Genomic DNA, 22827 nt, shown 5'->3' with positions numbered 1-22827 from the left:
CGCCGTAGGACAGTCCGCTCCACTTCTTGGCCGAGGAGAACGGGGCCACGGCGCTCTGCGTCCACCCGGGCGCGTCCGGATACGCTTCGCCGACGGCCTGCACGCTCGCATTCGGCCGCGGATCGTCGTGCGCCAGAGATGCGAGAGCCGCTGTGACGGAATCGGAATCGTGCTCGTCCATCAGCATCAACTCGGACAGCCGCATACCGTTCTCGGTGAGGGTTCCGGTCTTGTCCGCACACACCACGTCGACGCGGGCGAGGCCTTCGATCGCAGGCAGCTCCTGGACCAGGCACTGCCGTTGACCGAGTCGGATCACACCCACCGCGAATGCGATGGACGTCATCAACACCAGGCCTTCGGGCACCATCGGAACGAGCGCGGCGACCATACCGTTGAGGGCCGGCTTCAAAGCCTGACCGCTGGAGAACAATTGGTTGTAGATGATCAGCGCGCCCGCCGGAATCATCAGGTACGTGATGAACTTCAGGATCTTGTCGATACCGCTGCGCAGCTCGGACTTGACCAGCGTGAACTTGCTCGCCTCCTCGGCGAGCTTGGCCGCGTACGCATCTCGGCCCACCTTCGTCGCACGGTACGCCCCACTGCCTGCGACCACGAAGCTTCCCGACAGCACCTGCGTCGCTTCGAGTTTGTGCACCGTGTCGGCCTCGCCGGTGAGCAACGACTCGTCGACCTCGAGGCTTGCGCTCTCGATCACCTCACCGTCGACGACGATCTGATCACCGGGACCGAGTTCGACGATGTCGCCGAGCACGACCTCGTCGGGGGGAATCTGCTTCGAGACACCCTCGCGTCGAACCTGGGGCTTGTTCTGTCCGACGATGGCCAGCCGATCCAGCGTGCGCTTCGCGCGAATCTCCTGCACGATGCCGATGCCGCTGTTCGCGACGATCAACAGCCCGAACATGCCGTCGATCACCGAGCCCGTCGAGAGCACGATGATCAACAGCACACCGAGGATGGCGTTGATTCGGGTGAACACGTTGCCGCGGACGATGTCGCGAACCGACCGAGAAGCACGGGCCGGAACGTCGTTGGATTTTCCCTCGGCCCTGAGCCTGGCGACGTCCGCCTCGGTCAGCCCGGTGTCCCGCTGAGCATCGGCCTCGATAGACATGCGTGCAGCTTAAACCCGCTCAGCCGAGCCGAGACCACCAGCGATCGTCGTGCAGGGTTCGGGTGCCGTCGATGCGCTGGCCCGGCATCGGTACCGCCACCTGCACACCGACGTCCTGCGCAGCGGCATGCAGCCGCACGATCGGCTCGGACCACGGATGGAAGGCGAGGTTGAACGTGGCCCAGTGAATCGGAACGAAGATGCCCGACGCCGTCAGGTCGATGTGCGCCGTGACCGCTTCCTCGGGATTCATGTGGATGTCCGGCCACCGGGCGTCGTAGGCCCCGACGGGCAGCAGCGTCAGGTCGAAGGGGCCGTAGTTGCTGCCGATCTCGGCGAACTTCGGTGTGTAGCCGGTGTCGCCGCCGAAGAAGACGCGTCGAATCGGACCGGCGAAGGCCCAGGACGCCCACTGCGTGGAGTCCCGGGTCAGACCGCGGCCGGAGAAATGCCGAGCCTCGGTGCACGTGACAGTGAGGCCGCCGATGTTGGTCTGCTCGTCCCAGTCCAGCTCGATGATGCGCTCGTCGGGCACCCGCCACTTACGCAGGTGAGCGCCGATGCCGAGCGGCACGACGAACGGAGCCGACTGTGTACTCGCCAGCTTCTGCACCGTCGCCTTGTCGAGGTGGTCGTAATGATCGTGGGAGATCACGATGGCGTCGACCGTCGGTAGGTCGACCAACTCGACCGGCGTCGGATGCAGCCGTGCCGGGCCCACCACCGAGGACGGGGACACCCGGTTGCTCCACACCGGATCGGCGAGGACGCGATAGCCGTCGACCTCGACGAGCGCACTCGAGTGGCCGTACCAGGTGACGGCCAGCTCGCCCGCGTCCACCGGCGCGATGGGCGGCGCCAACGGAATCGGGCGTTGCGGCCTGCCCTTGCCGCGTTCGGTGATCAGCGAGACGAACATGTTCTGCTGTCCCTTCTCGCCGCGCCCCGGTACGTAGCTCGAGCTCGGGTCGGAGTTGTGGAACCGGCGATCGCGGTATCGCGGAGACCCGGCGGCATACGGAGTGATGTGCACGCGTCGGGCACCGATGGCCGACGGCAGACCCCACAGCGCACGCGCCAACCAGGCCCCGCTCAGTGCTGCCGTTGCTCCCAGAACGAACTTCGTCTTCGTCACGGCCACCACAGTAGGCGGCGCCGACGTCTTCGCAGCTCACCCGTAGTCTTGCCGTAGAATATTCGCGTCGGTTTTGCTGCTAGAAGGGGAGACATTGAGTACCGAACAGCTCGAATTCCAGGCGGAGACGCGTCAGCTCCTGGATCTGATGGTGCACTCCATCTACTCCAACAAGGACAGCTTTCTCCGTGAACTGATCTCGAACTCCTCGGACGCGCTGGACAAGCTGCGCCTGGAGTCGTACCGCAACAAGGACCTGGACGTCGACGTCTCGGATCTGCACATCGAGATCGACATCGACGCTGCGGCCCGCACGCTGACCATCCGCGACAACGGCATCGGCATGTCGCGCGCCGAGGTCATCGACCTCATCGGCACGCTGGCCAAGTCCGGCACCGCCGAGGTTCGCAAGAAGCTCAAGGAAGCCAAGGACGCGGCCGCCTCCGAAGAACTGATCGGCCAGTTCGGCATCGGCTTCTACTCCACGTTCATGGTGGCCGAGAAGGTCACGCTGCTCACCCGCAAGGCGGGCGAGAGCACGGCCACCCAGTGGGAGTCCACCGGCGAGGGCACCTACGAGATCACCGACGTCGACGACGCCCCGCAGGGTTCGTCGGTGACGCTGGCCCTCAAGCCCGCCGACGAGGAGGACCACCTCCACGATTACGCGTCCGAGCGCAAGATCAAGGAACTGGTCAAGAAGTACTCCGACTTCATCGCCTGGCCCATTCGCATCGACGTCGAGAAGCGCGTCAAGAGTGAAGAAGAGGGCGGCGAGGACACCGTCACGATCGAGACGGAGACGATCAACTCTCAGAAGGCTCTGTGGACCCGCTCCAAGGACGAGGTGTCCGAGGAGGAGTACAAGGAGTTCTACAAGCACGTCAGCCACGCCTGGGACGAGCCGCTCGAGGTCATCCCGTTCAAGGCCGAGGGCACGTTCGAATACCAAGCACTGCTGTTCATTCCGTCGCAGGCACCGTTCGACCTGTTCATGCGCGAGAGCCAGGCCGGCGTGCACCTGTACGTCAAGCGCGTGTTCATCATGGACGACTCGCAGGAACTGCTGCCCGAGTACCTGCGCTTCGTCAAGGGCGTAGTCGACGCAGCGGACCTCTCGCTCAACGTCTCTCGCGAGATCCTGCAGCAGGACCGGCAGATCCGTGCGATCCGTCGACGCCTGACCAAGAAGGTGCTCTCCACGGTCAAGGAACTGCAGAGCGAGCAGCCCGACAAGTACAAGACGCTGTGGTCGCAGTTCGGCACGGTCCTCAAGGAGGGCCTGATCTCGGATTCGGACAACCGCGAAACCCTCTTGGGCATCTCCTCGTTCGCGTCCACCAACTCCGAGGAGGGTGTGACCACCCTCGCCGAGTACGTGGACCGGATGAAGGACGGCCAGCAGCAGATCTACTACATGACGGGCGAATCCCGTCAGCAGATCGAGAGCTCGCCGCACATGGAGGCCTTCAAGGCTCGCGGGCTCGAGGTGCTGCTGCTCACCGATTCGGTCGACGAGGTGTGGGTCGGCAACGTCACCGACTTCGACGGAAAGTCGTTCCAGTCCATCGCCAAGGGCGAGGTGGACCTCGACACCGAAGAGGAGAAGAAGGAGTCCGAGGCCAAGCGCGAGGAGCAGGACAAGGAGTTCGCCGACCTGCTCACGTGGCTGACCGAGACCCTCGGCGAGGACGTCAAGGAGGTGCGCCTGTCCACCAGGCTCACCACGTCCCCGGCCTGCGTCGTCGGCGACGAGTTCAGCTTCTCCCCGCAGCTCGAGAAGATGTACAAGGCGTCGGGACAGTTCGTGCCGACCTCCAAGAGGATCCTCGAACTCAACCCGACCCACGACCTGGTGACGGGACTGAAGAAAGCTCGCGAGGATCGCAGTGACGATCCGCACCTCGCCGAGACCGCCGAATTGCTCTATGCGACGGCCCTGTTGGCCGAAGGCACCGAGCTCAAGGACCCGGCGAAGTTCTCGCGTCTGCTGGCCGATCGATTGACCCGCACCATCTGAGTGCCTGCGGCAGTGGTGTGGTTGTGTGCCCCAGGCGGCACTCAACCGCGCCACTGCGGCCGAGCAACGAAAGGCCCGACCGTGCAAGAACCTGTTCTTACCGAACGACAAGGCGACGTGGTCGTCTGGACGTTGAACAATCCCCAGGCCCGTAATCCCATCTCCGAGATGGAGACCGTCGACGCCCTCGAGGCCGCGATCGCCGACGCGAACGGGGATCCATCGATCAGGGTTGCCGTCCTGACCGGTGCCGGTTCGGCATTCTCGTCGGGCGGGAACGTCAAGCACATGCGGGACAAGCAGGGAATGTTCGGTGGTAGCCCGGCCGAGTTGCGGCAGGGCTACCGGCACGGCATTCAACGAATCCCAAAGGCGTTGTATCACTGCGAGATTCCCACGATCGCCGCGGTCAACGGCCCGGCCATCGGAGCAGGCTGCGATCTGGCCTTGATGTGCGATCTCCGAATCGCCTCGACCACTGCGACATTCGCCGAGAGTTTCGCCAAGGTGGGCATCATTCCCGGAGACGGTGGGGCCTGGCTGCTCCCCCGGGCCATCGGCATGGCACGGGCGAGCGAAATGGCGTTCACCGGCGAGGCCATCGACGCCGCTACGGCATTGGAATGGGGCTTGGTCTCTCGGGTCGTCGAGCCCGAGGATCTGCTCGACGCTGCCCACACACTGGCTCGGCGTGTGGCGGCCAACCCACCGCAGGTACTGCGTATGACGAAGAAGTTGTTGCGCGAGGGCCAGCAGCAGAGTCTGGAATCCTTGCTCGAACTCTCCGCCGCCTATCAGGCCATCGCACACCACACCGAGGATCATTCCGAGGCTGTCGACGCGATGCTCGAGCGTCGCGATCCCGAGTTCCGAGGACGCTGACTCGCCAGGTGAGTGGAAACTCGGGCCCCACTACGAGTTTCCACTCACCTGCGACGAAGTCGCTACTGCGGGGGCAGGATGTGCTCCCCCGTCTTGTCGGTGCTCAGCGACAGTGAACTGATGTACTGCTTCTCCCCGTTGGGCCCGGGCACGTTGGACGCGATCATGTCGGGTCGCTCGAATTCCATTCCGCTGACGTGGCACATCACGAGTGCGTCGGACGGGTTGCCGTGCTCGTCGAACATCGGCAGATCGATGCCGTCATCGGTACGCCGCAGGTAGTACTTGCCCTTGGTTGCCACCGCCAGGATGGGCGGAAGTATCAGTGCCAGAACGAGAGCCACGATCGGCGAGTACGGTTTGATCGCCGGTCCGAATGCTCCGAAGAACACCAGAATCGACAGGATGGCCGACACCGCCATCGATCCGAAGCCGACCGGATTGATGTTGTAGAGCATGCCGCGTCGAAACTCGGGGACCTTGGGTGAGAGCTTCAGGATGTACTTGTTGAAGACGATGTCCGACGCCACCACGGCGATCCACGCGATACCGCAGTTGGCGTAGAAGCCGAGGATGTCGTTGAGGAAGCTGAACATGTTGGCTTCCATCAGGATCAGCGCGATCGCGAGATTGAAGAGCACGAAGACCATGCGACCCGGGTAGGTCTTGGTGATGCGGGTGTAGGAGTTGGTCCACGCCAGCGACCCGGAATACGCGTTGGTGACGTTGATCTTGATCTGACTGATGACGACCAGGATCACCGCGAGGGTCATGGCGAGCCAACCCGGCATGAAGTTCTCGTAGATCTCCAGGAACTGGTGCACCGGCTCGTTGGCGATGGTGGATCCGTCGACCACGTTGGCGATCAGGTACACGGCGAGGAACAGTCCGACGACCTGCTTGAGCGCACCGAAGATGACCCAGCCCGGACCGGCGAGAAGCACTGCGGTCCACCAGCGTCGGGAATTCTCGGGAGTCTTGGGCGGCATGAAACGCAGGTAGTCGATCTGCTCGGCGATCTGCGCGATGAGCGACAGACACACGCCGGCCGCGAGCATCACCGATCCGATGTTGACCCCCTTGCCGTCGGCACCGTCCTGACCGCCGTAGGCGAAGAACTCGCCGACCGAATCGGGATTGCTGAACACGAGGTAGACGAACGGCAGCACCATCAGCACCAGCCACAGCGGAGTGGTCCAGACCTGCAGCTTGGCAAGGGCTTTCATACCGTAGATGACCAGCGGGATGACCATGATCGTGGACACCGCGTAGCCGATGGGCAACGGAATGCCCAGGCCGAGTTCGAGTCCCTGCGCCATGATCGAGCCTTCGAGCGCGAAGAAGATGAACGTGAACGTCGCGAAGATGACGTTGGTGACAACCGATCCGTAGTAGCCGAAACCGCTTCCCCGCGTGATCAAATCGAGGTCGATGTTGTAGCGGGCGGCATAGTAGGCGAGCGGGAGCCCGGTCAGGAAGATCACGACGGCGAACACCAGGATGCCCCAGAGCGCGTTGCCGGTTCCGTAGGAGATTCCGATGTTGGCACCGATGGCGAAGTCCGCGAGATACGCGATGCCGCCGAGGGCGGATGTCGCGACGACTCCGGTTCCCCACTTGCGGTAGCTACGCGGCGCGAAGCGCAGCGTGTAGTCCTCGAGCGTCTCTTTCAGCGCGGTGTCTGTCGGCGCAGGCTGTACGGCGGTCATGGGTCAACAACGTAGAACCGCCACGTTGCCGCTATGTCTTGGAGAGATGTAGCTCCGGTTACTCAGTCCGGCGATTCGGACATTCGTCCCCGTAGTCCTGCCGGCGAGGTTTGTCAGGCGACTGCGCGCGCCGCCAGCAGCGAGAAGTTCGACAGCTCGGCGCGCAGCATGTTCATCGCGCGATGCTGGGCCACTCGCACGGCTCCGGCCGTCATTCCGAGTGCTTCGCCGGTCTGCGGTGCCGTCATTCCCCACACGACTCGCATCAGGATGATCTTGCGGTACTTCGTCGGCAGGGTGTCCATCAATGCCTGGGTGTGGCTACGCAGTTCGTCGCCGAGCGCGAGCTGCTCCGGTCCGGCATCGGTGGATTGCTCCTCCGGCATCTCGTCGATCGAGAACGACTGTCGCAGAACCGATTTACGGCCAGCGTCGGCCAGCTTGTGCGCGGCGATCCCGTACACGAACGCCATGAAGGGCTTGCCCATGTCGCGGTACTTGGGAATGGCGGTGACCAGTGCGAGGCAGACCTCTTGCACCACATCGTCCGCGGCGACGTCGAGATTCCCGATGCGGGCGGCGCAGTATCGACGAACCGGTGGCTGGATCAACACCAGCACCTGTTCGAGAGCGAGTCGATCTCCCGCAACGGCGCGGGGCACAACGTCCTCGAGCCTGTCCATGCCGAAACTCATGGCCGATCTCCTCACTGGCAACGCGCGTCCTCTCCTGAACGCTCACCAGTACTTCGGTGCCGATTCCCACCCGGCTTGGTCCGAGTGGCTACCACACCGAACAAAAATTGTGATTCAGGTAACACGGTGTGTCGGCGAAGCGAAGTACCGGACAACACCGTCGTCGCAGCACGTGACACTCACACCCGCGGAGCGCCGCCCATGAATACCAACGAGATCACCAGCGAGCAGAGCCATCAGGTCGGTCGCCGCAGCACCGTCGCTGCCGGCGACGGCACCGCTCTGGCGGTTCGTGAGTTCGGGCATCCGAATGCACCGCTGACCGCGGTGTTCGTGCACGGACACTGCCTGCGGATGCAGTCGTGGACCGACCTGCGTGCACAGGTGGAACACGCCTGGGGAGACGATGTGCGGATCGTGATGTACGACCACCGCGGGCACGGGGAGTCGAGTGCGGCCGCGCCGGAGAGCTGCACCATCGATCAGCTCGGTGAGGACCTGGCGGACGTCATCCGTGCGATGGTCCCGTCGGGACCGTTCGTCGTCGTCGGCCATTCGATGGGGGGAATGACGGCGCTCTCCTACGCCCGTCAGAACCCGGAGGCCATCGGCACGCGCCTGGTCGGAGTCGGTTTGATCGCGACGTCGGCGGGTGGAATCACCGACGACGGACTCGGCAGTGCCCTCGCGCATCCCGCGGTGTCGGTGTTCCAGGCCGCTGTTCGACGCGCCCCTCGACTGATGTCGGGTGCCAAGAGACTCAGTCGCGGCGTGTGGGCACCCATCGTCAGGACCGCGGGCTGCGGATCCCGAAGAGTCGGTCCGAGGGTGGTGACGCTGGCGACGGCAATGCTGGGCGAGACGTCCATCGTGACGTTGGCCGGCTTCCTCGGGGCATTCCGAGGTCTGGACGAGGTGGCCGGCCTGGCTGCGCTCGCCTCGATCCCCACCCTGGTGTTGTGCGGCTCGGACGACCTGATGACACCGATACGTCACTCGGAAACCATTGCCGAACATCTGCCCGACGCTCGCCTGGTGTGCGTCGCGGAGGCCGGGCACATGGTGATCCTCGAACGGGCCCACGAAGTGGCCGATGCCGTCGTCGAACTCGTGACGGCGGCTCGCCGTGCACACGTGCGAGATCTCGCCCTGGCTCGCTAGCGACAAGAACCTGCCGACGACTGTGGCCCGCAACGGAGGATCCGATGCGGGCCACAGCACTGCTGTACGAGAGTTACTTCTTGACGGCGGGAGGAGCGTTGAGGAGCTGGATGAACTGCCCTGCGTTGCCGGCGATGGCACCGAGACCACCGATGGCGGTTCCGGCGAGCGAAGCACCCGAGCCGAGAAGCAGTGCGCCGCCGACGCATCCGGCTACCGGTGCTGCACCGAAGAGCAGCAGGGCAGGCGCGGAGACGGTGCCGGCGGCGATGGCTCCGAGGAAGCAACCGGTGACCAGACCGGTTGCGGCTCCGAGGAATCCACCGACCGAAGCGGACAGGCTGATGTTGTCCTTGACGCCGGAGACCGCGGCGGGCAGGTCGACCTGCTGCAGACCCGGGAGAGAGGCGGAGACCGGCGTTGCCGCGGCAGGCGAGGCGTCGGCGGTCAGGGTGGCGCGGTTTCCGTCGATGACGGCGGCGACGGGGTGCGAGAAGCCGTCTGCGGCAATGGCCAACGGCACCGAGTCGACCAGCACACCGTTGGCGTCGCGGACGACGAGGTGGTTGTCCTCGTTGCTCAGGGTGCCGGCCGTCGTGTCGACGAGGACCTGGTTGCCGGCCTGGGTGACGTTCCACCCGACGGCAGCGGCGGGAGCCGGTGCCGGATCCGCATAGGCGGTGCCCATGGCGGTCGTCATCGCTGCAATGACCAATGCGGACGTTGCCGCGAATCGAGTCAGCTTCATGTTCCTCAGTCTTTCGTCGTGTCCATCACTCGATGCGAGCAGCGAAAAACTATGGGTGGAACACGCGGGTCAGGAGAACCGAAGATGAACGATCGGGGTCGAACCGAACAACGATTGCACGCATCGACTCATAAGGGACAGAACGGGTTTCGAAGGCCAAACCGTTCGTAAACGACACGCGCGGGTTGTCTCTACTTACCGAAAAGACCCGGCTTGTTGCTGCCTCCGTGGCTCACCCCGAAGTCGTAGGCGGACTCGGCGTGCTCGTGCTCGTCGAGACCGTCGGCTTCGTGTTGCGCGTCGGCGCGCACTCCCATGACAGCCTTGATCGCGAACGCGATGCCGGTGGTGACGACGGCGCAGTAGGCGAACACCGCAGCCACCGCGACCGCCTGTACCCACAGCTGATGCAGCCCGCCGCCGTACAACAGACCGTCCACCCCTGCCGGCATCTTCGCACTGGCCACGAGTCCGATCATCAGCGTGCCGACGATGCCACCGACGAGGTGCACACCGACGACGTCGAGCGAATCGTCGTAGCCGAAGCGGTATTTGAGGCCGATGGCCAGAGCACACAACGCACCCGACGCGATGCCGATCGCCGCGGCACCGATCGGGGTGACCGCCGTGCACGAGGGTGTGATGGCCACCAAACCGGCCACGACGCCCGAGGCCGCACCGAAGGACGTCGCATGGCCGTCCCGCAGCTTCTCGACGACGAGCCACGCCGCCATGGACATCGCTCCTGCACCCATCGTGTTCACCAGAGCCACCGCGGCGACGCCGTCCGCGGCCAACGACGACCCCGCGTTGAACCCGAACCAACCGAACCACAGCAGCCCGGCTCCGAGCATGACGGCCGGAAGGTTGTGCGGGCGCATGGGATCTCGCGGCCAACCCCGCCGCTTGCCGACCACGAGCGCGAGAACGAGGCCGGCGACGCCTGCGTTGATCTCCACCGCAGTTCCGCCGGCGAAGTCGATGGCACCGAGCTTGTTGGTGATCCACCCACCGAACTCACTGGTGAGCCCGTCGAGCGAGAACACCCAGTGCGCCACCGGAAAGTAGACGAGTGTGGACCACAGCGCCGCGAACAGCACCCAGGGTACGAATCGCATTCGGTCTGCGACGGCGCCGGAGATCAGCGCCACCGTCACCATCGCGAAACCTGCCTGGAACGCCGCGAACACCAGCGCTGGAACGGTTCCCACCAACGGAATCGACACCGTCCCTGCGGCCGAGGTGTACACCCCGCCCAGCAGACCCTCGAAACCGGCGTACTGCAACGGGTTTCCGATCCACCCGCCGATCACGTTGTCGCCGAACACCATCGAGAATCCGAACGCCAACCACAGCAGCCACACCACTGCGATTGCCGACAAACTCATCATCATCATGTTCAGCACACTCTTCGAGCGCACCATGCCGCCGTAGAAGAAGGCCAGGCCGGGAGTCATCAACAGCACCAGCGCGGTACTGGTCAGCAGCCACGCCGTATCGCCCGCATCGGGCGCGCCGACGATCACCGTCCCACGAACTTCGGCTTGCGCTTCTCGGATCGTGCGCGGCGCGCTTCTTTCATGTCCTCGCTGCTCCACGCGGCCTCGAACGCAGCGACCTGCTCCGGCGTCGGAACATCCTGTGCTCCATCGTCGTTGAAGACGAGCTTGAGGTGACGCAACGCCAAAGGAGCGAGTTCGGTGATCGACTGCGCCCACTGTGTCGCGACGTCCAGGTCGCCGAGTTTGTTCGCCAGCCCGCAGGTGAACGCCTGCTCGGTGTACACCCGCTCACCGCCGAGCAGGATGGTGCGCGCAACACCTCCGCCCGCGAGCGAGGCCAACCGCCGGATGGTCCAGTTGCTCACCGCGATGCCGAGCCGGGTCGACGGTATTTCGAAGAAACTGCCCGGCGCAACGACTCGCAGATCGCACGCGACAGCCAACTGTGTGCCGGCACCGACGGCCGGTCCGTTCACCGCGGCCACGACCGGAATCGAGGCCCGCTGAATTGCCGTCAGCATCTCTTCGAGGATCTGCCCGAAATGCTCGGGAAACGCGTCCCCCGTCAGGTCTGCACCCGCACAGAAGCTGGTGCCCTGGCCGGTGACGACCACGACCCGCGCGCCGTCACGCTCGGCTTGTTCGACTCCGCGATGCACCGCCAGGCACAACTCGGAGTTCAACGCGTTCCGTCGATCCGGCCGCTGCAGTTCGAGGGTGACGACGTCGCCGTCACGAGAGAGTCCGATCACGAGAGCAGAGGTTACCCACCAGTACACAAAATGACAGTGCGGGGCCTGATCTACTGGTCTCCATGATCGACACTCGGGTCGCCGTCATCGGCGCCGGCCAAGCCGGACTCTCGGCCGGTTATCACCTGCACCGCACCGGACTCACCGCAGGCGAGGGCTTCGTGATGTTGGATCGCTCCCCCGGGCCGGGCGGCGCATGGCAGTTCCGCTGGCCCTCGCTGACGCTGAGCACCGTCAACGGCGTCCACGACCTGCCCGGTATGGCCTTCGCGGACACGCTCGGAGACGAGCCGGCCGAGACCATCGCCGCCGCCGACGCCGTCCCCCGGTACTACCGCGAGTACGAGGAACGCTTCGAACTGCATGTTCGACGCCCCGTCACGGTGACAGTCGTGTGCGATCGGGAACCCCGATTCCGAGTCGAAGCCGGCGAGACCGTCGTCATGGCCGAGGGGCTGATCAACGCGACCGGGACGTGGGAGAAGCCGTTCGTTCCGCACTACGACGGAGCCGAGACGTTCGCAGGCAGGCAACTGCACACCAAGGACTATCGGACGGCCGACGAGTTCGCAGGCAAGCACGTCGTGGTGGTGGGCGGCGGCATCTCGGCCGTCCAACTGCTCGACGAGATCTCACAGGTCACGTCCACGACATGGGTGACGCGTCGACCACCGGTGTTCCGGGACAGCGAATTCGACCACGATGCCGGCCGCAAAGCCGTCGCCATGGTCGAGGAACGTGTGCGGGCAGGCCTGCCACCCGGCTCGGTCGTCTCGGTGACCGGGCTGTTGCTCACGCCGTCGTTGGCTGCCGCCCGCGAGCGCGGGGCTCTGGAACGCAAGCCGATGTTCTCGTCCATCACGGAAGATTCCGTGGTGTGGGAGGACGGGTCGAGTCAGCACGCTGATGTGATTCTGTGGGCCACCGGTTTTCGGAGCGCCCTCGACCACCTCGCTCCGCTGCGCCTGCGCGGACACGGCGGCGGAATCGTCATGGACGGCAGGCTCACGACCCGGGTCGCCGCGAACCATCGCGTCCACCTGCTCGGCTACGGGCCGTCCGCCAGCACGATCGGGGCGAACCGAGCCGGGCGAGCCGCGGTGACGGAGTTGCTGGAAACTCTGGGCTAGGAGAGCTGCTCGGTCACGAATTTCGCCAGCGCGCCCAGTCGCGCCCGGCTCGGCATCGAGGTCGGAACGCCCAACGCGTCCAACGGTGCCGACGTCACCGGCCCGACGCAGATCGCGGCGACAGGTCCTCGAAGCGCGTCGAGGAAGGCGTCGAGCAGGCCGTTGTCCTTGGCGGTCGAGAGCAGGGACGCGACCGCGGGGGCGCTGGTGAACGTCACCGCGTCCACCCGATGGTCGATGATCTGTTCCAACAGGTCGACCAGTGGAGCCTGATCCGCGGGGCGAATCCAGCGGTACACCGGGATCGGTCGGACATGCGCGCCGAGTTCGGTCAGCGCATCACTGAGGTGAATGGTCGGCTCCCACTCGGTGATCACCCCGTGCAGCTGAACTGCGATGTCCACCCCGGCAACACCCTCGGCCTCGAGATGATCGGAGACTTCCTGCGAGGCCTCGGTGGCCGGCGACCAATCCTCGCGGAGCCCCGTGCCACGAATTGCCCCGCGCGCCTTGGGACCTCGCGCAAGGATTCGCGTGTGCCCCAGCGCTGTCACGAGTTCTTCGCGCATACCCCAGTCGGCGGCCGCGTCGAGCCAGCCCCGAAAACCGATGCCGGTACTGATCACGACGATCTGCGGTGGGCGTTGGACGATGCCCTCGGTGGCGGACCTCAGATCGGAGTCGTCGATCAGGGGCAGAACGTGAATCGCCGCGGCGTGAACGATGTTCGCGCCGCGGCGTTCGAGCATGGTGGCCAGTTCGTCTGCACGTCGCTCGGCAGTGAGGGCAACGGTCTTGCCTGCGAGCGAATCGGACATGGGTACAGACTAGGCCCCCGGTGTCAGCTGCTGAACTTGTCCGGGTCCGGGCCGGTGCGGCCGTCGGCGGAGTCGAGCGCGTTGATCTGCTGGATCTCGTCGTTGCTGAGCTCGAAGCCGAACACGTCGAAGTTGCTGGCGATGCGCTTCGGGGTCACCGACTTGGGGATCACCACGTTGCCGAGCTGAATGTGCCAGCGCAGGATGACCTGGGCCGGAGTGACGCCGTGCGCGTCGCCGATCTTCGCGAACACCGGCTCGTCGAGGATGGTGCCCGAGCCGAGCGGACTCCAGGCCTCGGTGGCGATGCCCTTCGAGGTGTGGAACGCGCGCAGCTCCTCCTGGACGAAGCGCGGGTGCAGCTCGACCTGGTTGATCGACGGCGTCTCGCCGACCGAGTCGATCAGCTTCTCCAGGGTGGGGATGGTGAAGTTGGAGACGCCGATGGAGCCGATGCGGCCGTCCGCCTTGAGCTTCTGGAACGCCTTGAAGGTGTCGATGTACTTGTCGCGGTCGAGCTGCTGCCAGTGAATGAGGTACAGGTCGAGGTACTCGAGTCCGAGGCGATCCATGCTCGCGTCGAATGCCTTCAGAGTGGAGTCGTAGCCCTGATCGTCGTTCCACAGCTTGGTGGTGATGAACAGCTCGTCACGGGCGATGCCGGACTCTGCGATTGCGCGGCCGGTGCCGGTCTCGTTCTCGTACACCTTGGCGGTGTCGATGCTGCGGTAGCCGACCTCGAGCGCCTCGGTCACTGCGGCCTGGGCACCGTCGTCGGGAACCTGCCACACACCGAACCCCAGCTGGGGAATGGACGTGCCGTCGTTGAGCACGATGGTCGGGACAGTACTGGTCTCGGCTGAATACGTCATACGAATGGCAACGGTGGGTGGGGTGGTGTTGTTCCCGGGCAGGAGTGGAGCCTGCGGAACGACCAGAAGTCGCAGCTTAGAGTTTCGGTGTGACCGCAACGCTTCGTATCGATGATCTCGCCGCTTTCCACGGCGATCGAACCCTGTTCTCCGGACTCGATCTGACGGTTACCGAGGGTGATGTGATCGGGCTCGTCGGAGCGAACGGTGCAGGCAAGTCGACGTTGTTGACCCTGCTCGCGGGTGTGGGGACGGCCGATCACGAGGGTGAGCTCTACACCAGCCCGCCCGACGCGACCGTCGGATATCTGGCGCAGGAGCCCGAGCGGATCGCCGGGGAGACGGTGTTGGACTTCCTCGGTCGGCGCACCGGGGTGACTGCGGCCGAACTCTCCATGAACGCCGCCGCCGAGGCGTTGGGGTCGAGTGATGACGACCTCTACACCCCGGCATTGGAGAAGTGGCTGGCACTCGGCGGCGCGGATCTGGCGGAGCGCACGGCGAAGGTGCTCGCGGATCTCGGTCTGGATGTCGACGGGTCTGCGCTCATGACGGCGCTGTCGGGTGGGCAGGCTGCCCGCGCGGGGCTCGCCGCGATTCTGCTCGCTCGCTATGACATCCTGCTGCTCGACGAGCCCACCAACGACCTCGATCTGGCCGGCCTCGAGCAACTGGAGCAGTTCGTCGTCGCGACGCGGGCCGCGATCGTCGTCGTCAGTCACGATCGTGAATTCCTGGCACGGACGGTGACGGGCGTCGTCGAGCTCGATCGGGCGCAGCGTCGTATCGATGTGTACGACGGCAGCTACCAGTCCTATCTGGCGGAGCGCGAAATTGCGCGCCAGCACGCCAGGGAAAAGTACGACGAGTTCGCAGACACCAAGTCTGCGTTGGAGTCTCGCGCGCAGATGCAGCGAAACTGGATGGAGTCGGGGGTGCGTAATGCGCGCCGGAAGGCCACCGACAACGACAAGATCGCCCGCAAGACCCGCGCCGAGTCGACCGAGAAACAAGCCGCGAAAGCTCGTCAGACCCAGCGGCGCATCGAGCGACTCGAGGTGGTCGAGGAGCCGCGCAAGGAATGGGAGCTGCGGATGGAGATCGCGGCGGCTCCCCGCAGTGGCACTGTCGTCGCAGTTCTGGGCGGTGCCATTGTCCGGCGATCCGGGTTCACCTTCGGCCCGGTGACGACGCAGATCGAGTGGGGCGATCGAATTCTGATCACCGGACCGAACGGCTCCGGCAAGACGACGTTGTTGTCGGTACTACTGGGCCGGTTGGACCCGGACGAGGGCTCGGCATCGTTGGGTTCGGGTGTGGCGGTCGGTGAAATCGACCAAGCGCGAGCATATTTCGTCGGCGAGGGAACAGTGTCCGACGCCTTGAGCGCAGCGGTTCCCGAGTGGCCCGACGCCGAAGTCCGTACCCTGCTGGCCAAGTTCGGCCTCCGCGGCGACGATGCACTGCGGCCGGCGTCGTCTCTCTCGCCCGGTGAGCGAACCCGCGCGGCACTCGCGCTGCTGCAGGCCCGCGGCGTCAACCTGCTGGTACTCGACGAGCCGACCAACCACCTCGATCTACCTGCCATCGAACAACTCGAACGTGCGATGGAGAACTTCGAGGGAACACTGCTGCTGGTCACCCACGACCGCAGAATGCTCGACACTGTTCGCAGCACTCGCCACTGGACGATGAACGCTGGACAGCTGAGCGAGAAGTAGATCGCACTGAATCGGGTGCAGCTGACCGCGGTGAGCGCGGTCAGCTGCACCCGATTTTCATCAACTGAGCAGAATTTCGTTGACCTCGGCGGCAGGGTGCATCGGCAGCCCGTGGTGGGTGGCGTTCTCGAGGACTACGGTCCTCGCCGTCGGCAGAACGGCATGCACAGCCGATTCGATGCGAGCGGCATTGTGCACCTTCCCTTTCCCTGCGAGGACCACGGTGGTGCGCACACCGAAGTCCTCGAACGCAGCGGGCTTCGGCCGCTTCGGAACAATGGTCTTTGCCGTCGGGAAATGTGCGGCTCCGAGCGCGAGGACGTCGAGCCAGTCGGGATCCAAAGCCAGGCCATCGGTCTCCCACGCTACGAAGCGGCGCTGCCGGTTTTCGTTGGGCCGCAGCAGTATCGGTAGCGCATGCATCAGGTACCGCGGACTCATGGAGCCGAAGCAGGCATTGGGATCGAGCAGAGTGAGCGCATCGACGCGGCCTTCGTTGCGCAAAGCGAACGCCAGGGCGATCATCGCGCCGTATGAATGTCCGCAGAGTGCCGCAGTTCGGAGGTCCAGTGCATCGAGAACCGCCGTCACCCAGTTCAGCAGCTCGTCCACGGAGTCGATGGACCGGTCACCTGGAACGCTGCGTCCGACGTCGCCCATGAGGTCGACCCCGTACAGCCGATATCGCTGCGAGAGTGCCTCGACGTTGGCGAACCACACGGTGGACGTGGCACCCGCCCCGGGGAGCAGCACCAGCGCCGGGCCGCCGACGGGTCCGCAGACGTTGATTCGTGTGGTGCCGTGCACCGTGTTCACGTCGATGGCTTGGGTATCGGCCGGCCACTTCTGCAGCACCCGGTCGTAGGCGGAGAAGAATTCGTCCAGCGACATTGCAACCCTCTATTCTCTCGATCATCGAGATAGTAGACAATGGAGAGACCGCTCGTCCAGCATCTTCTGAGGGATCAGCACATGACCGAACCTGTCGCCGCCGTGCATCAGCTGCGAGCACTCACCGTCGAGCTCGATCTCCTCGGCGCAGACTTCGCCCAGAAGCACTCACTTCACCCGACCGACATCCGCGCGCTGATCTGCCTGCTGGATGCGGACCGAGCCGGAACGCGTGCCACACCCGGCTGGCTCGGCGCGCAACTGGGTCTGGAATCGGCGTCTGTCACCGCCCTGATCGATCGAATGACCAAGCGAGAGTTGGTGCTACGCGAACCCGACCCATCCGATCGCCGGCGAGTACTGCTGCGTGTGACCGCGCATGCGTCGGAACTCGGCACGACGTTCTTCGGCCCCGTCATCGGTCGGGCCGTCGACGAACTCGCGCGCTTCACCCCCGATCAGCGGGCAACGATCGACAAGTTTCTGACGACGATGCGCGCCATCGTTGCCGACACCCGGGACCAACAGGCAACGTAGTCAACGGAAGCAATCTGTTATTAACCGTTGACAGATCGTTGGGTTTATACAACACTTCATTGTCATGAGCCCCGTCAAGCGCGGTACCGCGCTCCCGATCTTCAACAGGGTGGGTGTTCTGCGGGCAGAACGGAAGATGAGCCGCGCGCAACTGGCCGAACTCGTCGAAGTGAATCCCCAGACGGTGGGTGCCCTCGAACGAGGCGACCACTACCCGAGCCTCGACCTCGCGATGCGCATCTGCGACGTCTTCGATCTGCCGATCGAAGCAGTGTTCTCGCGCACCGAACTCGGACCACTCTCGGCCGAACTCTTCCGAAGGGAGAAGGATCGATGAACACGCACAGTCCCAGCATCTTCAGTAGATATCAGGAAGCCCGGACGAAAGTGTTTCTGGAGAACGAAAAGACCTATGCGAACTGGCTGCCGGGATTGCGAGTCCAGAAACGACGCCGAGCCTTCGTCGCCATCCTCCTGGTGCTGATCACAGCTTCCGCGGGCTTCGCACTGTCGGACCCGCTGTTCGAGTGGGCGATCGGATTCTGGGGAATCTGCTACATCGTGTTCGCGTTCGCGACAATTGTCCTCGGCATCGTGTCCAATCGGCGCGCCGAAGCACCGGTGGAAGCGCTCGACGAGCTCGAAGTCCAGCTCCGCAACCAGGCCCGATCCATCGGCCTGACGGTTACTCAGGTGTTGGGCACCGCTGCCGCGGCGTACCTGTTCCTCGGATCGATTTTCGGGGCAACGAATCTCGGGATCTCCGGCGGCGCACTGATGCTGACCGCTTTGAGCACTGGAGGTGCTACTCCCGCAATGCTTCTCGCATGGACCACTCCCGACCCCGACCCCGAGGACGGCTGACAATGAGCGAACGCACCGACATTCTCACCCGCTACCAGGCGTATCGCACGCGGCGATTCCTCGAGAACGACGCCAACACGAGACACTGGTTGCCGAAATGGCGCACGCAGCGTCGACGCCGCATTCTCGCCATCGCAGTAGTTGCTGCCGACCTGGCGTTCCTCGTCATCAGTATCTCGACGCTGTTCTTCTCGTGGGCCGCCATCGCGTGGATTCCGGCCGCAATAATCTTCGTTCCGATCTGGACGGCTCTGCAGACGGTCTCCGGCCGCCACAGCGATGCTCCCACGGGCGCACTCGACGAATGGGAAGTACAGCAGCGCAACGAAGCTCGCTCCATCGGCCTCACTGTCACGCAAGGTCTGGTGTTGGTGGCGGCTTTCGCTCTGATCTTTCTGTCCTCGACCTTTCCCGACCTCCCTCGCCTCGCCTACGCCGGCGGCGGTTGGACTCTCGCAGCATTGATGATCGGAATCTCGACTCCCGCAGTCATTCTCGCCTGGATCACCCCCGACCCCGAACCCGAAGATCTCGACCCGAAGTAACGACCGAAAGGGCACCATGAGCACCCTCACGATCGACTCCGTTTCCAAGAAGTACGGCGACAAAATCGCCCTGGACAATCTCAGCTTCGACGTCCGGCCCGGCGAGCTGTTCGGCTTCGTCGGCAGCAACGGCGCAGGCAAGACCACCACGATGCGCATCGCGCTCGGCGTCCTGTCGGCGGATTCCGGCCAGGTTCTGTTGGGCGGCAAGCCCGTCGACCTCGATGTTCGTCGCACCATCGGGTACATGCCCGAGGAGCGCGGCCTGTATCCCAAGATGAAGGTCGGCCCGCAGTTGGCGTACATGGCCGAATTGCACGGCCTGTCGTCCAAGGACGCGAAGGCCGCGGTGATCCGCTGGACCGAACGGCTCGGCATCGATCAACGGGTCAACGACACCGTCGACGCGCTGAGCCTGGGCAACCAGCAGCGGGTGCAGTTGGCGGCCGCGCTGGTGCACGACCCCGCGGTTCTCGTGTTGGACGAGCCGTTCTCCGGTCTCGACCCCATCGCCGTCGACGTGATGAGCGAGGTGCTGCGCGAAAAGGCCGCTGCCGGGGTGCCGGTGGTGTTCTCGAGTCACCAGCTCGACCTGGTGCAGCGTCTGTGCGATCGCGTCGGCATCATCGCCGCCGGCTCGATGAAGGCCGTCGGTACCGTCGACGAGCTACGCGGATCGGGAGATGCGCAACTGCGCGTCCATGCACCCCACGCCGCACCCGGATGGGCGTCGGGCATCGCTGGGGTGAGCACCCTCGGCCACAGCGACGGCGTCACCGTCCTGGGCTTGGCACCCGGGGCCGACGATCAAGAAGTCCTCCGAGCCGCACTGGCGACCGGTCCGGTACACGACTTCTCCATCCAGAAACCTTCCCTGAGCGACCTGTTCCGAGAGGCGGTAGTGTCATGAGCTCCCAACTGAACTCCTTCAGCGCAGTGTCCCTGATAGCCAAGCGCGAGTTCACCGTTCAGGTGATGAAGAAGAGCTTCGTCATCAGCAACGCGATCATTCTCGCCGTCATCGTCGGCGGCATCATCGCGTTCTCGATCTTCTCCGGCAGCGGCGACGAAGAGCGCGACGTCGTCGGCGTCGCCGGAGACCAGTCCATCGCAGCCGTGGTGGAAGCAACCGGGGACGCCGTCGGATCCCCGGTCGAGGTGCGCGAAGTCGCCGACGCGGCAGCCGCACGCAGCGGCGTCGAATCCGGGGATCTCGACGTGGCGCTGGTTCCGGACGGAACCGCGGGTGCGTACACCGCCGTCACCGAGTCCGATCTGACCGGAACGTTGAGAGCCGTCGTCGAAGGCAGTGTCGCGACGCAGGCAACGAATACTGCACTGGCGCAACAGGGTGTCGATCAGAACGAACTCGGGGCAGCGACGAGTGCCGCGACGGTCACCGTCGACGCAATCGATCCACCGGATCCCGAGGCCGGTCAGCGTACGGCTCTTGCCCTGTCCGCAGTGTTCCTGCTGTACGCACAGATCATCGGCTTCGGCATGTATGTCGCGATGGGCGTCGTCGAGGAAAAGTCCTCGCGTGTGGTCGAACTGTTGCTCTCCACCGTCCGCCCCCTGCAGTTGCTGTGGGGAAAGATCCTCGGTATCGGCGCGGTCGGCATCCTGCAGCTTGCTCTGTACGGAATAGCCGGTGTGGGAGCAGGATTGGGCACGGGGGTACTCACGATCACCGGTGCCGCGGTGAGCGTCTTCGCGGCAACGCTGGCGTGGTTCATCCTGGGGTTCGCCTTCTTCGCGGTGCTCTACGCCGCCGGCGGCTCGATGGTCTCGCGCCAAGAGGACGTCAACTCGACGACCATGCCGCTACTCATCCTGATCATGGCGATGTTCTTCGCGGCCTTCTATTCCGTCAGCGATCCGGAGAGCACCCTGGCCAACACCTTGAGCTGGATCCCCCCGTTCTCCGCCATCATGATGCCGCTGCGCATCGCTGCCGGGGTGACCTCACCGGTACAGATCGTCGGTTCGGCAGTCCTGATGGTGATCACCACCGCGATCCTGGCGATGGGCGCAGCGAAGATCTACCAGCGTTCCATTCTTCGGATCGGCAAGACCGTCTCGTGGAAGGAAGCGTTTGCTCGCTAGGGTTCGCTGCGTAGGCTCCCCGACATGCGCCCACGAACATCCGCCGCCGAGATTCTCGATTCCGTTCTCGACGGCGGATCGTTCGTGTCCTGGGACTCCACGCCGGTCGACGTTCACCCCAACGACTCCTATCGGCGCGACCTCACGAAGGCGCGGGAGAAGAGCGGGGTCGACGAGTCGGTGCTCACGGGCGAGGGCACCATCGACGGCCGGCGGGTGGTGATGATCGCGTGCGAGTTCGCGTTTCTCGCCGGTTCGATCGGCGTTGCTGCGGCCGAGCGCATCACCTCGGCCATCGAGCGCGCCACCGCGGAGGGCCTGCCGCTCATCGCCTCCCCCACCTCCGGCGGCACGCGCATGCAGGAGGGAACGTTGGCTTTTGTGCAGATGGTCAAGATCGCCTCCGCCGTCACCGCACACAAGGCGGCGCACCTGCCGTACCTGGTGTATCTGCGCAACCCCACGACCGGCGGGGTGTTCGCGTCCTGGGGATCGTTGGCGCACGTCACCGTCGCCGAACCCGGTGCGCTCATCGGATTTCTCGGTCCGCGGGTCTATCAGGCGTTGTACGACAAGCCCTTTCCGGACGGGGTGCAGACCGCCGAGAATCTCTACCAGCACGGCGTCATCGATGGCGTGGTGCCGTTGGATCACCTGCGCCACCTACTGATTCGCACACTTCGAGTGATCCTCGACGCCACCGTGTGGCCCGACCTCACCGACGACGTACAGGCCGAGATACCGGAGCAGTCTGCCTGGCATTCGGTGCAGTCGTCGCGTCGCGCGGACCGGCCCGGCATTCGGCAACTCATCGAACACGCTGCCAGCGAACACGTTCCACTGAGCGGCACCGGTCAGGGCGAGGCCGACACGTCGATCCTGCTGTCGCTGTGCCGAATCCGAGGGATCTCTTGCGTCCTGTTCGGCAACGACCGAAGCAGCAGCACCGCCACCGCCACCATGGGTCCGGCGGCACTGCGAGAAGCGCGACGCGGCATGCGCCTCGCCGAGGAACTGCGCCTACCGCTGGTGCTGGTGATCGATACCTTCGGCGCGGCACTGTCCAAGGAAGCCGAAGAAGGCGGCCTGGCACCCGAGATAGCGCGCTCGATCTCCGATCTCGTCACCGTCGATACCCCGACCGTCTCGGTTCTGCTCGGCCAGGGCACCGGCGGTGGAGCGCTCGCGCTTCTCCCCGCCGACCGGGTGCTGTGCGCCCAGAACGCCTGGCTAGCACCGCTTCCGCCCGAGGGTGCCAGTGCCATAGTGCACCGCGACACCGCTCACGCTCCGGATATGGCCGAGGCCCAAGGCATCAGGTCGGTCGATCTTCTGCGCGATGGCATCGTCGACGCCATCGTTCCCGAACTCCCCGATGCGGCCGACGAGCCCGCCGCGTTCTCCGGCCGCATCGCCGACGCCATCGTCCGGGAACTGCACGCGCTGTCGATCGTCGATCCCGCCACCCGGACTCGAAACCGACTCGGCCGCTACCGCAATCTCGGATAGACGGTATGGAGGTCTTGGCTGGGGCCCCTCCGCATGTAAGCGTGGGTTGCCGACAGGAGTGGGTCCTGGCCGGTAGAGCCACAGATGTG

General features: G+C 64.7%; 22 protein-coding genes. 12 read left to right on the top strand and 10 right to left on the bottom strand.

Translation table 11 applies throughout. The annotated features are described in order from the left end of the window. On the bottom strand, positions 1-1141 hold a 1141-nt coding region (locus A2J02_RS15875), incomplete at its 3' end, for an HAD-IC family P-type ATPase (RefSeq protein ID WP_156516240.1). A 19-nt stretch (positions 1142-1160) separates the two neighbouring features. Next, positions 1161-2276, bottom strand: coding sequence for an MBL fold metallo-hydrolase (locus tag A2J02_RS15870; protein WP_082898887.1), 1116 nt, complete (start codon positions 2274-2276; stop codon positions 1161-1163). Positions 2277-2370: 94 nt separating this feature from the next. Between A2J02_RS15870 and htpG the strand changes: the two genes are divergently transcribed. Both htpG and A2J02_RS15860 read left to right on the top strand, forming a co-directional pair. Further along, positions 2371-4296, top strand: a complete 1926-nt coding sequence (gene htpG, locus A2J02_RS15865; RefSeq protein WP_068051109.1) for a molecular chaperone HtpG — start codon at positions 2371-2373, stop codon at positions 4294-4296. An 81-nt stretch (positions 4297-4377) separates the two neighbouring features. Beyond that, on the top strand, positions 4378-5178 hold the full coding sequence (locus tag A2J02_RS15860; protein WP_068051107.1) for a crotonase/enoyl-CoA hydratase family protein: 801 nt from the start codon (positions 4378-4380) through the stop codon (positions 5176-5178). Positions 5179-5240: 62 nt separating this feature from the next. Here the strand turns inward: A2J02_RS15860 and A2J02_RS15855 are convergent, their stop codons facing one another. Together A2J02_RS15855 and shbA are read right to left on the bottom strand one after the other, a co-directional pair. Next, positions 5241-6887, bottom strand: coding sequence for a purine-cytosine permease family protein (locus A2J02_RS15855; RefSeq protein ID WP_068051105.1), 1647 nt, complete (start codon positions 6885-6887; stop codon positions 5241-5243). A 113-nt stretch (positions 6888-7000) separates the two neighbouring features. Further along, positions 7001-7582: an RNA polymerase sigma factor ShbA gene (shbA, locus tag A2J02_RS15850; RefSeq protein WP_068051103.1), complete on the bottom strand. Its 582-nt coding sequence runs from the start codon at positions 7580-7582 to the stop codon at positions 7001-7003. A gap of 201 nt (positions 7583-7783) precedes the next feature. Here shbA and A2J02_RS15845 point away from each other — a divergent pair, with 201 nt between their 5' ends. After that, complete coding sequence (locus A2J02_RS15845) at positions 7784-8743, top strand: alpha/beta fold hydrolase (protein WP_068051114.1); 960 nt, start codon at positions 7784-7786, stop codon at positions 8741-8743. A gap of 73 nt (positions 8744-8816) precedes the next feature. Here the strand turns inward: A2J02_RS15845 and A2J02_RS15840 are convergent, their stop codons facing one another. The 3 genes from A2J02_RS15840 to A2J02_RS15830 form a co-directional block, all read right to left on the bottom strand. Further along, positions 8817-9491: a hypothetical protein gene (locus A2J02_RS15840; protein ID WP_068051100.1), complete on the bottom strand. Its 675-nt coding sequence runs from the start codon at positions 9489-9491 to the stop codon at positions 8817-8819. 191 nt (positions 9492-9682) lie between these two features. Beyond that, on the bottom strand, positions 9683-11017 hold the full coding sequence (locus tag A2J02_RS15835; RefSeq protein ID WP_068051099.1) for an ammonium transporter: 1335 nt from the start codon (positions 11015-11017) through the stop codon (positions 9683-9685). Further along, positions 11014-11745: an enoyl-CoA hydratase gene (locus tag A2J02_RS15830; protein ID WP_068051097.1), complete on the bottom strand. Its 732-nt coding sequence runs from the start codon at positions 11743-11745 to the stop codon at positions 11014-11016. The genes A2J02_RS15835 and A2J02_RS15830 overlap by 4 nt, the downstream gene beginning before the upstream one ends. Positions 11746-11807: 62 nt before the next feature. On the opposite strand from A2J02_RS15830, the gene A2J02_RS15825 reads away from it, so the two are divergent. Further along, positions 11808-12875, top strand: coding sequence for an NAD(P)-binding domain-containing protein (locus tag A2J02_RS15825; protein WP_068051095.1), 1068 nt, complete (start codon positions 11808-11810; stop codon positions 12873-12875). On the opposite strand, the gene A2J02_RS15820 is transcribed toward A2J02_RS15825, so the two are convergent. Together A2J02_RS15820 and A2J02_RS15815 are read right to left on the bottom strand one after the other, a co-directional pair. Next, complete coding sequence (locus tag A2J02_RS15820; RefSeq protein ID WP_068051093.1) at positions 12872-13693, bottom strand: uroporphyrinogen-III synthase; 822 nt, start codon at positions 13691-13693, stop codon at positions 12872-12874. The genes A2J02_RS15825 and A2J02_RS15820 overlap by 4 nt on opposite strands. Before the next feature lie 23 nt (positions 13694-13716). Then, positions 13717-14565: an aldo/keto reductase gene (locus A2J02_RS15815; RefSeq protein WP_068051091.1), complete on the bottom strand. Its 849-nt coding sequence runs from the start codon at positions 14563-14565 to the stop codon at positions 13717-13719. A gap of 89 nt (positions 14566-14654) precedes the next feature. Between A2J02_RS15815 and A2J02_RS15810 the strand changes: the two genes are divergently transcribed. Further along, complete coding sequence (locus A2J02_RS15810) at positions 14655-16286, top strand: ABC-F family ATP-binding cassette domain-containing protein (RefSeq protein WP_068051088.1); 1632 nt, start codon at positions 14655-14657, stop codon at positions 16284-16286. A 60-nt stretch (positions 16287-16346) separates the two neighbouring features. Here the strand turns inward: A2J02_RS15810 and A2J02_RS15805 are convergent, their stop codons facing one another. Further along, the gene (locus tag A2J02_RS15805; RefSeq protein WP_068051086.1) at positions 16347-17177 is read right to left on the bottom strand and encodes an alpha/beta fold hydrolase; all 831 of its coding nucleotides are present in this window, start codon (positions 17175-17177) and stop codon (positions 16347-16349) included. An 81-nt stretch (positions 17178-17258) separates the two neighbouring features. Here A2J02_RS15805 and A2J02_RS15800 point away from each other — a divergent pair, with 81 nt between their 5' ends. The 7 genes from A2J02_RS15800 to A2J02_RS15770 all read left to right on the top strand — a co-directional run bounded on the left by A2J02_RS15800 (position 17259) and on the right by A2J02_RS15770 (position 22738). Beyond that, complete coding sequence (locus tag A2J02_RS15800) at positions 17259-17714, top strand: MarR family winged helix-turn-helix transcriptional regulator (protein ID WP_068051112.1); 456 nt, start codon at positions 17259-17261, stop codon at positions 17712-17714. Positions 17715-17778: 64 nt separating this feature from the next. Beyond that, positions 17779-18051, top strand: coding sequence for a helix-turn-helix transcriptional regulator (locus A2J02_RS15795; protein ID WP_032372936.1), 273 nt, complete (start codon positions 17779-17781; stop codon positions 18049-18051). Further along, positions 18048-18578, top strand: coding sequence for a hypothetical protein (locus A2J02_RS15790; protein WP_068051084.1), 531 nt, complete (start codon positions 18048-18050; stop codon positions 18576-18578). The genes A2J02_RS15795 and A2J02_RS15790 overlap by 4 nt, the downstream gene beginning before the upstream one ends. Before the next feature lie 2 nt (positions 18579-18580). Further along, positions 18581-19123: a hypothetical protein gene (locus A2J02_RS15785; protein WP_068051082.1), complete on the top strand. Its 543-nt coding sequence runs from the start codon at positions 18581-18583 to the stop codon at positions 19121-19123. 16 nt (positions 19124-19139) lie between these two features. Then, complete coding sequence (locus A2J02_RS15780; protein ID WP_068051080.1) at positions 19140-20033, top strand: ABC transporter ATP-binding protein; 894 nt, start codon at positions 19140-19142, stop codon at positions 20031-20033. After that, positions 20030-21229, top strand: coding sequence for an ABC transporter permease (locus A2J02_RS15775; RefSeq protein WP_068051078.1), 1200 nt, complete (start codon positions 20030-20032; stop codon positions 21227-21229). Before A2J02_RS15780 ends, A2J02_RS15775 begins: the two co-directional genes overlap by 4 nt. Positions 21230-21253: 24 nt before the next feature. Further along, positions 21254-22738, top strand: coding sequence for a carboxyl transferase domain-containing protein (locus A2J02_RS15770; RefSeq protein WP_068051076.1), 1485 nt, complete (start codon positions 21254-21256; stop codon positions 22736-22738). The last annotated feature ends 89 nt before the right edge of the window (positions 22739-22827 follow it).

It is taken from the genome of Rhodococcus sp. EPR-147 (assembly GCF_001647185.1).
GTDB lineage: Bacteria > Actinomycetota > Actinomycetes > Mycobacteriales > Mycobacteriaceae > Rhodococcoides.
The sequence above is the reverse complement of the archived record's forward strand: the minus strand, read 5'-3'. Positions and strand labels throughout refer to the sequence as shown.